10 protein-coding genes are annotated in these 12,245 nt (G+C 47.1%); 1 reads left to right on the top strand and 9 read right to left on the bottom strand.

Annotation, left to right across the window (positions count from 1 at the left end):
* Nucleotides 1-3: 3 nt before the first annotated feature.
* The 5 genes from B1748_RS10785 to B1748_RS10765 form a co-directional block, all read right to left on the bottom strand.
* The gene (locus B1748_RS10785; RefSeq protein ID WP_087567912.1) at nucleotides 4-714 is read right to left on the bottom strand and encodes an MntP/YtaF family protein; all 711 of its coding nucleotides are present in this window, start codon (nucleotides 712-714) and stop codon (nucleotides 4-6) included.
* Between the two features lie 128 nt (nucleotides 715-842).
* Nucleotides 843-1,703, bottom strand: coding sequence for a DNA-formamidopyrimidine glycosylase (gene mutM / locus B1748_RS10780; RefSeq protein ID WP_087567911.1), 861 nt, complete (start codon nucleotides 1,701-1,703; stop codon nucleotides 843-845).
* Nucleotides 1,704-1,762: 59 nt separating this feature from the next.
* Nucleotides 1,763-4,444 (bottom strand): DNA polymerase I, encoded by a 2,682-nt coding sequence (gene polA, locus B1748_RS10775; protein ID WP_087567910.1) that lies wholly within the window; start codon nucleotides 4,442-4,444, stop codon nucleotides 1,763-1,765.
* A 139-nt stretch (nucleotides 4,445-4,583) separates the two neighbouring features.
* Entirely contained in the window at nucleotides 4,584-5,006 is a 423-nt protein-coding gene (locus tag B1748_RS10770; RefSeq protein ID WP_087567909.1) for a DUF1259 domain-containing protein, read from the bottom strand.
* A 54-nt stretch (nucleotides 5,007-5,060) separates the two neighbouring features.
* Entirely contained in the window at nucleotides 5,061-5,480 is a 420-nt protein-coding gene (locus tag B1748_RS10765) for a DUF1259 domain-containing protein (protein WP_087567908.1), read from the bottom strand.
* Between the two features lie 299 nt (nucleotides 5,481-5,779).
* Here B1748_RS10765 and B1748_RS10760 point away from each other — a divergent pair, with 299 nt between their 5' ends.
* Nucleotides 5,780-7,189, top strand: a complete 1,410-nt coding sequence (locus tag B1748_RS10760; protein WP_087568078.1) for a PQQ-dependent sugar dehydrogenase — start codon at nucleotides 5,780-5,782, stop codon at nucleotides 7,187-7,189.
* 71 nt (nucleotides 7,190-7,260) lie between these two features.
* Here the strand turns inward: B1748_RS10760 and B1748_RS10755 are convergent, their stop codons facing one another.
* From B1748_RS10755 to B1748_RS10740, 4 genes are all read right to left on the bottom strand, one after another.
* The gene (locus tag B1748_RS10755; protein ID WP_087567907.1) at nucleotides 7,261-8,727 is read right to left on the bottom strand and encodes a sulfatase family protein; all 1,467 of its coding nucleotides are present in this window, start codon (nucleotides 8,725-8,727) and stop codon (nucleotides 7,261-7,263) included.
* Nucleotides 8,728-8,747: 20 nt separating this feature from the next.
* Nucleotides 8,748-10,277 (bottom strand): extracellular solute-binding protein, encoded by a 1,530-nt coding sequence (locus B1748_RS10750; RefSeq protein ID WP_087567906.1) that lies wholly within the window; start codon nucleotides 10,275-10,277, stop codon nucleotides 8,748-8,750.
* Nucleotides 10,278-10,372: 95 nt separating this feature from the next.
* A complete protein-coding gene (locus B1748_RS10745) occupies nucleotides 10,373-11,239 on the bottom strand; it encodes a carbohydrate ABC transporter permease (protein WP_179215522.1) in 867 nt (288 codons plus the stop codon).
* 18 nt (nucleotides 11,240-11,257) lie between these two features.
* Nucleotides 11,258-12,172: an ABC transporter permease gene (locus B1748_RS10740; RefSeq protein ID WP_087567904.1), complete on the bottom strand. Its 915-nt coding sequence runs from the start codon at nucleotides 12,170-12,172 to the stop codon at nucleotides 11,258-11,260.
* Nucleotides 12,173-12,245: the final 73 nt, after the last annotated feature.

The following is a 12,245-nucleotide window of genomic DNA, read 5'->3' as shown; positions in this document are numbered from 1 at the left end:
GATTTAGAACAATTTGAAAAGCCCCATTATGATCAACATGATCCCCGGTACAACCGATAAAGCGCCCATCCCCCGCTTCGAAGCGAATCGCAAGCCGAGCTGCGTGCCGCACACGAGAAAGATCGCGCTGGACACCGCAATGACGATGGCAGTCAAGAGAGCAGGCAAGCCGAGCAGCGCCGCTCCAAGTCCCGCGCCGAACGCGTCAAGCGACAAGGCGACTCCCAACATAACCGCCTCGGAAGCGGAGATGATGCCGGAGCGGTCGACGTCCGCCGCCTGCGGCGTGCGCAGAATCTGGATAACGAGGCCGAGCCTCTTGAGCTCCAGCTTAAACATCTGCATGGCGGCGTCTTCCCCGCCCGCCGAAGCAAGACGGCCGTCGCTAATGCCAACAGCGGCTACTACCGGCCCATGATCATCAACCGAATCCGGCTGATGTTTGCCTCGCCACAGCTGCACGAGAGCGAAGCATCCGATCACGATAAGGATGGAAGCTCCGACGACCCTGGCGACGTATTCCGAGACAAAGCCGCTCAGCCAGCCCCCCGCCTGCATGGACAACCCTATAATCAGCCCCGAGCAGCAAGCGATGATCAACACCGACAGAATCGGAATTCGAATCTTCCTCAGCCCGTACGTCACGCCGACGCCGAAGCCGTCCAAGCTGACGGCAAAGGCCAGCAGAACCAAGGATAACAGATGTGCAATCAACTTCAGGCTCCTCCCCGCAATCAGCGAATGCCGACTAACGACATGATGGGTTAGAAGGGCATTCGCCTATCGTTCGTAACACCATCATCATATGCGGGGAGTGCGCTGCGGTGCACAAAGACGTTTTCCTAACGTGCAGGTGAAGGCGAGTTCACCTTGGACTTCAGCGGCTGGCATCGTTCGCAAATATGCGTTCCGCGCCCGCCGACCACGAATTTGGTGATCTGTCTAGCACAGTTCGGACAAGGCTCGTCCTTGCGGCCATAGACAAGCAACTGATGCTGGAACATCCCCATCTCGCCTTGACCGTTCACATAGGACTTGACGGAAGAGCCGCCCGCCTCCACTGCGCGGGACAATGTCTCGATAATGGCCGCATACAATCGCTTCCATTCCGGTCCGCTCAAACTGGACGGCTCCCGTTCCGGGTGAATGCGGGCCTGAAACAGCGCTTCGTCGACATAGATATTGCCAAGTCCGACGATCAGCTCCTGGTTAAGCAGCAGCGGTTTGATCCTCGTTGCGCGCTTTTGAAGGCGTTCGCGAAGCGCAGACAATGTAAACCCGGGCTCCAGCGGCTCCAATCCCAGTTTGTTAAGCGGCGGCAGCAGGAACTCCTCGCCCGGCGAGAACAGATGCATCGTGCCGAATTGTCTGACATCCTTGTACCGCAATTCGGTGCCGTCTTCGAAGCGGAACAGCACATGGGTATGATTTTCTACAGGCTCGTCCGCTTCGAACAGACCATAACGGCCCTCCATGCGCAAATGCGATACCAATATCAAACCGTCGAGCACGATGCGCAAAAACTTCCCTCTGCGCTCCACCGTCTGCACGGTGCGTCCGACAAGCGCCCGCTCAAATGCTTCGGGCTCCGCCGGCCGCTGTATAATTCTAGGCAACTTTACCTTGACCGATTGAATGGTCTTGCCGCCGATCAGCTGAATTAATGTACGTTTTACCGTTTCTACCTCTGGTAGTTCAGGCATGTCTCCTCACCTCTGGCTACCATTATACTGCATCCGAGGGGACTGTGCGTATACTTCCTTTACTTCGCCTCATACCAATTATCGCCGTAGCTGACATCCGCCTTTAGCGGCACATCCAGCTTAATCGCGTTTGACATCACGTCTGGCAGCAGCTTCTTCATCTGCTCCATCTCTTCCGACGGAACTTCGAATACCAATTCGTCATGTACCTGCAGCAACATACGGCTCTTTAAACCGCGTTCGCGAAGCTGCTCGTCCATCTGCACCATGGCCAGCTTGATAATATCGGCAGCCGTGCCCTGGATCGGCGTATTCATCGCGGTACGTTCGGCAAACGATCGCAGATTGAAGTTGGAGGCCTTAATCTCGGGCAGATATCTTCTACGGTCGAGCAGCGTCGTTACGTATCCATTTTCGCGCGCCTTTACGACAATATCGTCCATATACTTCCGTACGCCCTTAAACACATTAAAGTATTGTTCGATAAACGCCGAAGCTTCCTTACGCGTAATGCCCAGGTTCTGCGACAAGCCGAAATCGCTGATCCCGTACACGATGCCGAAGTTGACCGCCTTGGCGGAACGTCTCATATTGCCGTCCACTTCCTCCGCGGTCACGCCGAAAACGTCCATCGCCGTCTTCGTATGAATGTCCATATCGTGAATAAACGCTTCCTTCAAATTTTCATCGCCGGAAATATGGGCAAGCACGCGCAGCTCGATCTGCGAATAGTCCGCCGCGAGAATGGACCAGCCCGGCTCCGAGGGCACGAATGCCTTGCGGATCTGGCGCCCTTCTTCCAGCCGGATCGGGATATTCTGCAGGTTCGGGAATTGGCTGCTCAGCCTTCCCGTAGCCGCGATCGTCTGACGGTAATACGTATGGACCTTGCCCGTCTCCTCGCGAATCTCCTTCAGCAAACCTTCCACGTAGGTAGATTGCAGCTTGGCCAATTGCCGGAAGTGAAGGATCGGCGGTATAATCTCCGAATATGGCGCCAGCTCTTCCAGCACTTCGGCATCCGTGGAATAGCCGGTTTTTGTTTTTTTCCTGGCTGGAAGACCCAGCTTCTCGAACAAAATTTCTCCAAGCTGCTTCGGAGAGTTGATGTTGAACTCCGCTCCGGCCTTGCTATAGATATCGGCCATAATGGAAGTCAGCTGCGACTCCAGTCTCTCGCCCAGCGACTGCAGCTCACCTCGCTCCACCTTGATCCCTTGGTGTTCCATGCCTGCCAACACTCGTGACAGCGGCTGCTCCAAATCAAAATAAAGCCCGCTCATTCCCGTCCTCGTCAACTCTTCGTTAATAACGGGCACAAGCCGCCGCACGGCGTCAGCCTTAAGCGCGAGGTGACGATGCAGCGTATCCGGCTCAGGCACCTTAAACTTTGCTCCCTTGCCGTATACGGCTTCGTCCGAAGGAACGCCCGTCTGGCCTAGCCGCTCATTGATGGCGCTCAGCGACAACTGGGTATCCGTCGGATTAAGCAGATAAGCCGCTAGCTGCACATCCAACGCGGCTCCTCCGAGAGCGATACCCGCCCAGCGCAGCGCCAGCTCCGACTTGTGCAGGTCGAAGCCGTATTTCGGACGCTCCTCGGAAGCCAGCCACTCGCGCAGGCCTTCTGCGTATCCTGCCTTCAGCTCCTCCAGCGGGAATACGAATACTTCATCCTCCAAGGCGAGGGCAAGACCAAGCAGCTCTGCGTGATGCGGATTCTCGCCGATAGCTTCTATGTATAGGCCATGCTTGTCCGACGATTCCAAGGACTTCAGCAGCCTGCGGATCTCTCCTTCGCCATCCTTCCCTCCCGTCGGAACAGTCACATTAAGGCTGGATGCGGCTGCCTTGGCGTCGGATTCGCTTGCGCCGCTCTCCGAAGCCAGCTCCAGCCGCTCCAGAAGCGTCCGGAATTCCAGCTTGCGCAGCGACTCGCCGAGCTTCGCAGCGTCGTAGCCGTCCCAGCGCAGATCCTCCGTCTCCCGATCCAGCGGCACCTCGCGGTAGATCGTCGCCAGCTTCTTGCTCATGACGGCGTCGTCCTTGTGAGTCTCGATATTGTCTTTGAGCTTGCCCTTGAGCGCCGCCAGGTTGTCCAGCACGTTCTCCACGCTGCCGTATTCGTGCAACAGCTTAAGCGCCGTCTTCTCCCCCACGCCCGGCACGCCGGGAATATTGTCTGACGTATCGCCCATCAACCCTTTGAGATCGATGATCTGAAGCGGTTTCAGTCCGTATCGCTCGTCGATGGCTTCCGGCGTATACCAGTCCACCTCGCTGACGCCCTTGCGCGTAACCGCAACCGTTACGCCGGGCGAGGCCAGCTGCAGCATATCCTTGTCGCCGGTAACGACAATGGCTTGCACGCCGGATTCGTCGGCTTGTTTCGTAAGCGTGCCGATAATATCGTCGGCCTCATAGCCGGATAACTCGAATTGCTTAATGTTAAAGGCCGAGATCAGTTCTTTGAGCACCGGAAATTGCTCCGACAGCTCCGGCGGCGTCTTCTGCCTTCCGCCTTTGTATTCGCTGTAGCCTTCGTGGCGGAACGTCACCTTGCCTGCGTCGAATGCGACCAGCACATGCGTAGGCTTCTGCTCCTCCAGCATCTTGAGCAACATCGTCGTAAAGCCGAAAATCGCATTTGTATGCAGTCCGGCAGAATTCGTGAGCGGCGGCAGCGCGAAAAACGCCCGATAAGCGATGCTGTTGCCGTCGATTAACATCCATTTTTCCATAGGTTCGACTAGCACCTCGTTTCCAACAGTCAATAACTTCCCCTTATTATAACACAAAAAAAGTCCATCCCAAGCAACGGAGCCGCAGCTTGATGAAGGACTTTTCTGTCATAACCTTGTTACCGAATATGAATCAAAGCTAGCCTAAGAATGCAATAGACCGTTTCACTTTTCTCGCGAATGCAATGGGATTATCGATCGACTCCCAATGAATATACATAAGACGCGGGTTCTCAAACAGCCAATGATTATGGACGGCTGTTACTTTGATCCCGTTTCTGCGAAGGTTTGACAGCAATTGATTAACTTGACTCTGAAAAAGGGCCGTTTCCCCTAAACAGAGTGCGCGGCCTGAACTGTCCAGTGATTCAAACGAGAACAGCTGATAACGGATTAAAGGTGATGTAGTGCGTCTCCCTAAAATTGTTGCATTGATTCTCCTGTTTCTGGACACAAAACAAACTGGACCTCTTGTTATTTCATGTTCCGTTCCGCCTAATATAGATGAAAATTGGTTGCAAAGTCTTCTAAAACGAGGACTTGCTGTCACTTGAGCTGCCACAAGCTATCATCCTCTCGCAATAAGATAGGAATACAATTTGAGCGATTAGCCGCATTAACCCAAAAATGCAATGGATTCCTTGGTTTTTCTGGCAAATACAATAGGATTCTCAATGGCTTCCCAGTGCATATACATTAAACGAGGGTTTTCATTTAGCCAGTGATTGTGGAGCGCAGTCACTTTTATCCCACGTTTACGAAGATTCGATACCAATCGATTAACTTGATTTTGATGAATGGCGGTCTCGCCCAAACAAAGCGCGCGACCCGACCTGTCAAGAGATTCGAACGAAAACATTTGCATTTGAACCAGAGGGGAATGCGTTCTTCTTTTCAGGATCGTCGCCCTTAAGTTTGTCATTCGCGTGACAAAACAAACCGGACCTTCTTCAATTTCCGATTCACCGCCCAGGATTCTTCCGAATTGGGTACAAAGTCTTCTAAATCGGGGGCTAACGTTCATCTTTGCCGCCATATAAAGCCTCCTCATATTAATTTCCGAATATCATATGATTAATGAAGCAATGGTGAATGGGTAAACCACTATGGTACAAGTATAAGGTGCAACTTTAGGCCACCATCACCGTCTCACGTTTCCCCAAAATATGAAAAAGCCGATCGAAATTCAGAACAAACCTGAATTTCGTCGGCTATGGAGCAATCAATTGCTCATGTTACATATGGAAGTTCAAGTCAAGAGGAATATGCTTTGTCTAATCAATCACCCCCCATCATACGCTAATAAAGATAACGAAGTCCGGGAGGGATACAATGTTGAAAAAAGTTAAAGTTCGTTTACAGCCCATTGTTAGCGGGATAAATATGCCGACGATCATAAAAACAACGATCTTTCCAGGGGACTCGATCGAAAGCATCATTATTGCAACCCAGGTCGGAGAGATCTTTTACATTAGACAAGGAGTTATCGGGACATTTGCGGATATTCGTCAGTACATTTTAAAACTAGGCGGCTCCAGTGGCGGATACGACGAGCGAGGACTATTAGGTCTGGCTTTTCACCCCCAATTTCATTATAACGGTTTGTTCTACCTCCATTACTCCGTAGCCGGAAGCCAAGGTCCAACAGCCTTTTCCGAATCTTTTAAGCCTAACCCTTGTGATGCCAGCACTATAAATCTAAAGTGGATCAATAGGGAGAAACAATACGACCATATTGATACCGTTGAAGAATGGATTCTGCTTCCGAACGGACAACCCCAAAAACGGCGAACGCTCCTCCTTTTAAGAAGGCCCTTTTTAAATCATAATGGGATCAACAGCTTAAACTTTTCGCCTGAATCAGGAAAACTGGTTTTAACGACCGGAGATGGCGGATCGGCCTATGACCCCTTTAATTTAAGTCAAAACATGATGGAAATCGCAGGAAAAATAATTGAAATCGATGTAAGCTTAAATACTTTTACCGGTACTCCTCCTGTCGTAACTCGATTTAATGAGCTGCCCGTGCCTACTCAAGAATCGCTTACGGTTATTGCCAAAGGAGTACGCAATATTACGGGCATTTCATATCAAAGATTCAATAACAGGTATGTTAAATACGCAGGAAATGTCGGACAAGATCTGGTAGAATCCGTCTTTTCATTCGTTCATTATATACCAATGCCTGTTACTCAAATTGTTCGAGCCTCAACAATGGGTTCCGAGCTTATCCAAGAGGAACTCACCAACTTTGGCTGGCGAGGTTGGGAAGGCGTTTTGCCTACTTGTGTGCCAAGAGACTGCCCTGCAAACGCGAGGTTGAAGGAGAAAACCATTGCCTATTACGATGAGACCTTGAGCACTTCGGTGCAGCGTTTACAACCTCTTACTAGTTACTATCATGAAGATCCCCGCCCCGATAAGTTTGGAGGAACGGCACTCACAGGCGTTCAGGCCTATAGCGGGATCGGAATCCCCGATTTAATGGGGAGCGTTGTGTTTACCGATCTTGCTCAAAAAAAAGCAAACTCCCCTGTTAGGGGTGTTTTGGCATATACCCAGGTAAAAGCCGATTGCACGCCAAATGATTATTCTGTTATTGAAACGGATCATCATTTTGGCTCTCAAGCTGCTTACTATGTTTCACTAGGAGCAAATAGGAATCAAACCCGGCTATATTTAGGGGTTTACAATTCTATAAAAGTGACAGATTTTAACCAAGGCTCCGTATTTGAAATCGTTTGAGATTTACGGCAAAAAGGTACAGCCTCTTCAACTTGATTGAAGAACTGTACCTTTTTCTTTAATAGGAACGATCAGTGAAAAGGTTTATAGCTGGTTAAAAATGATTCATGCAAATCCTCGCGAAGAGATAACAAATCCCCTGTCGAAGCCATATGATTTCGTAAACGATTGAGCAAATCTTTAATCATTTGACCTATCCTGCCATCGTCTTGAGCAAAAACAAGATTGTTATGCTCCTCGGGATCACTCTCCAAATCGTACAGCTCTATAAAGGTCTCATCCTTGAACATATCAACGATTAACTTATACGAGTCATGTACGACGCAGCGTTGAAAATTCCCCCTTGCACCATTCCCATCGTACTGTATGAAAATGTCCTCGCGAATCTTCGATTCGTTTCCTTCGATTAAAGGAATGAGCGACTTCCCGCTTAAACCTGCAGGCGGTTCGACTCCGATTACATCGCATATCGTAGGAAAAACATCAATACTGCTGACAGATGTCTTAATCGATGAGGGAGCATAACCTTTACTTTCGGGAAATTTCATCAAGAGCGGAGTTCGCACTGATTCCTCATACATGCACATTTTTTGCCATAAACCGTGCGAACCCAACATTTCACCATGATCGCTTGTAAATACGATTAATGAATGATCATACAGATCCTGTGCTTTTAACTCCTCTATGATTCGACCAACGCAGTCATCTAACAACGAAACCAAACCAAGATATTTGGGCCATATTTGTTTCCACTCCTCGCGACTGTATCGAACGCCAATCGCGCCTGTCAAATTATACAGTTGAAGCGGCGACTGATTCGGACTCCATCTTCCCACGTTTTCGGGTATATCCGTTTCTTTCACTTTCGAAAACCACGGTTCAGGAATATCTAGAGGCGGATGCGGAGCAAGAAACATACTATTTAACAGGAACGGCTTGCTCCGGTCATGATTGCGAATGGCCTCCAAACTATCATTTAAAATAAATCCGTCATAAAAAAATTCAAATCCTTCTTCGTAACATCCAATCGTAGGTAATGAGTATGACTTCGCTCTAGTTATCGTACCCCGGGCCATCTCTGGCACCATACCTTTAAATGCTGCGCCTCCGGGCTTTCTTCTTCCATTGGATTCCAAGAATGCTTCGAAGCGTTCTTCGAGCGGCAGCCAATTTGTTTTGCTGGTCGGGTCCTTCTCTAGCTTGGGAGCAGTAAACAAATGCTGTTTGCCCGTATGCCAGCTATCCCAGTTCTGCTCTAGCCATTGGTATAAATTCGGATGTCCTGATCTGACATAACCATGCAGTTCGTCTACAACATCCCACGGGTTAATGAGTGACCCATTCTCGTTCGGATACTTTCCGGTAAAAAAAGCTCCCCGAGCAGGAACGCATAGCGGAGATGCGCAATAGGCTCTCTCAAAAGCAACGCTTTCGTCCATAAGTTTGTTGATATTGGGAGTATAACGGCCGATTGCGTCGATTCGCAGTTGATCAGCCATAATAATGATTATATTTGGCTTTTCAATTTTATTATCCAATATGATCGATCCTTTTAATGTTAATTGTTTTCTCTAATCGATTGAGTCAGCTTTTCAAGTCCTGCGTTATTCATTTCTTTTATATACGCGTCCCAATCTTTTTCAACATCGTTTTTGCCGGTGATAAAGTTTACGACCCAGTCGCGCTGCTTCTGTTCGATGTTTAGCAAGTGGGTTGCCGCATCGCCATAGGACAGCGGAGTTAGTGGCGGAGAAACAGCATTTTTATCTACATCGGCATATAACTTCTTCAACTCTTCGCTTACATCTTGTTTCGCTAGGCTATAATCCGTAAACCCTGCAATGAGATTGCCTAATGCAGGTATGATGTCACGATCATATTGTTCCGTACGGACCATCTGTCCATCCTTCATGTTGTAATGGACGCCTTCCATTCCGAAGTTAAGAATTTTAACGCCTTCCTCTGTGTGCATATAATCCATTAACAAGGCAACTCTTGCAAGGAAATCCTCGTCCTTATCCTTCTTAATAGCTACAACAGGCGAAGTATAAGGAAGCAATGTTCCATATAGCGGGCCTTTCTGTCCCTCGAGCCATGGATTAATTATGCTGATTTTAGCATTTTTATCCGAATCGGTTATCGTTTTTTCCAATACGGCTACACGATTTGGAGCAGTGAGTATCGCTGCGGCTTGACCGCTTGTGAACTTAGCATGCTCTTGTGATTCATTATTCGTAAATATTTCTCTGTCTAACAACCCGTTTGCATACATATCCTTCCAATATTGCAAGAAGCCTTTGTACTCCGGCATAGCCTTCTCGTAAGTCCATTCTCCGTCTAACTTGCCCCATTCGTAGGAGCCCGTCCAACCAACCGATGAAACGCCTATTCCAGAAAAGAATCCAAAACTCGATACAAGCCCGACTGTTTTATCCCCGCCAAGTTTATTATCCTTTATCAACTGAAGATGACTTTGCAGCTCGTCCCATGATTTAGGCGCCTCAAGTCCGAGCTGGTCCAACCAGTCTTCGCGAATAAGGATCGGTGAAATCTCCTTGCCAGGGCTGGAAGGAAGCTGATACATCCCATCCTCTTCTTTAAATTCGTCCATTTCTGGAATACTCATATATGCTTTTAATCCATCTAATTTATATTTATCTGCGTACTCGGCAAAGTTCATCAAGTAACCATCTTCGTATAAATGCCTGTATGTGCCAGGCGTATTCATATTGTAACGGAAAATGTCGGGCATATCGCCAGATGCAATTCTCACTTCAAGGTTTTTCGTATATTCTAATGACAGAACTCGCTCAACCTTGAGGTCAATATTAAATTTTTCATTCAAATGCTTAACGATCGCATCGTCCTTGTCCAAATCCTTTGGTCCCCAAGTAAACATTTTGATCGTATACTTTTTACTTAAATCCACTTTATTTGATTCAGCTTGATCGGAAGGGACCGGGCTGCTAGTGCTGCTCGAGCCGCCTGAGCTGGTGGAGTTTTTCCCGGAATCCGTATTAGCTTGGCAACCTGCAGTAACAACAAGCAATGAAATGAGTAGCGAAAATATTTTTACGTTTTTCGACATGTCTAACACGCCCTTTTTTTAAATTTTATTAATCCGTACATAAGTTCTTTCACTGCTATTTCCAATCGAGCTAACCTAATCCCCCCTCTTCTTAATTAACCTTTAACGGACCCGATCATAAGACCTTGCACGAAATATTTTTGTAAAAACGGATATACCGTTACAATCGGCAGCAGCACTAACACGATATTTGCTAATCTTAACGTATTTACGTTGTATGCAAGCTCTCCTGTATCCGCCGAAATAATTCCTTCTATATCGGAGCTATCCGTCACTAATCGTTGCAAATATTCCTGTACAGATTTCAAATCGTTTTCTGTGATAAAAAATACGGACTGCATATACGTATTCCAGAAGCTAACTGCTAAAAACAGACCAATCGATGCAAACAAGGGTTTAGATAAAGGCAAAACGATCGTAAAAAAGATACGGAAATGATTGCAGCCGTCTATTTTGGCCGCCTCTTCGAGCTCTTTTGGAAACTCGATAAAGCTTGCTCTCATAATAATTAAATAAAAGGTATTAATTAGAAATGGCAGTATATAGACAGCAAAATGATTAATGAGTCCTAAGCTTTTATAGTTCAAATATTCCGGAATTAATCCTGGATGCAAAAACATCGTCATAACGATAAAAAACATAACGATAGAAGATCCACGGAAAGACTTTGATAAACCATAAGCGGAATATCCCGTAAAGAACAGGCTGGCAAAAGTGCCTACGATTGTAATTAAAACCGTCACTCTTAAATGAATAAATAATTCGCCATTATTGAAAATCGCTTTATACGCCGCAAATGTCGGTTCTGCAACGTACAGCTTTAAAGGAGAGCTTAAATATTCGGCTTCCGTCATAAAGGAAGCAACGACTGTTTGCCAAAACGGATACAACATAACGAGACATAACAAACTAATAACGATAATAGAAACTACTTCCCACAAAGAAAACTTTTTAATGGTCACTTTCTTCATGCTCCTCGCTTATAAAATTCCACGATGTCCTAACATTTTGGCCAAACGATCTGCGCCAAATACCATAATGCCCGCGATTACGGTTTTAAATAGTCCCGCTGCAGTCGCTAAGCTATGCTGGCCTTGCTGCAATCCAACCCGGAAAACATAGGTGTCAATAATGTCTGATACGTCTTGAACCATTACGTTGCCAAGAACTAAAATTTGTTCGAAACCAACGTCTAGCAAATGTCCTGTTTGAATAATAAAAAGGACTACAATCGTTGATGATATGCCGGGAATCGTAATATAAAAGAGCCGTTGAATTCGAGTTGCCCCATCGACATATGCTGCTTCGTACAAGGTTGTATCGACACGCGTCAAAGCTGCAAGATATAAGATTGTCCCCCAGCCTAAATTTCTCCACACTTCCGAACCGACTAATACAGAACGGAAATAAGCAGGATCCCCCATAAAGAAAATAGACTCGATGCCGAAAAAGTTTAAAATGCTATTTACTAGGCCCTGATCTACAGACAATATATTGTAAAGCACGCCACCGAGTACAGACCACGATATGAAATGCGGTATATACAGAAGAGATTGGCTTAAACGTTTAAAGCGTTCGCTACGAAGCTCATTTAATAACAGCGCCAGCAAGATTGGCAGCGGAAAGCCGACTGCGAGCTTATAAAAATTTATAATGATCGTATTCATAAATACTTGTTGAAAATCGCTTGAGCTAAACAATTCCTGGAACTTTTGAAAACCGATCCACGGGCTGTTTTCAATCGGACGTGTAATCCGATAATCTTTGAAAGCAATTTGCAGAAAATACAGCGGCTTGTACTTAAACACGACGTAAAAAACGATTGCCGGAATAATAAAAAGAAAAACTTCATGCCTGGAATAAATCTTTTTGAATTTCTCAACATGCAGATTCATGTTAGCTTCACCTCGCAGTAATTTAAATCAATTGTAAGCCTTTTCAAAGGGTTGAAACAGTAGGTGAATCGCA

Origin of the sequence: Paenibacillus sp. MY03, assembly GCF_002165585.1 — a bacterium.
In the GTDB taxonomy this organism is placed as follows: Bacteria; Bacillota; Bacilli; order Paenibacillales; family Paenibacillaceae; genus Pristimantibacillus; species Pristimantibacillus agaridevorans.
Note: the sequence above shows the minus strand (reverse complement) of the source record. Positions and strands in the feature narration are given on the sequence as shown.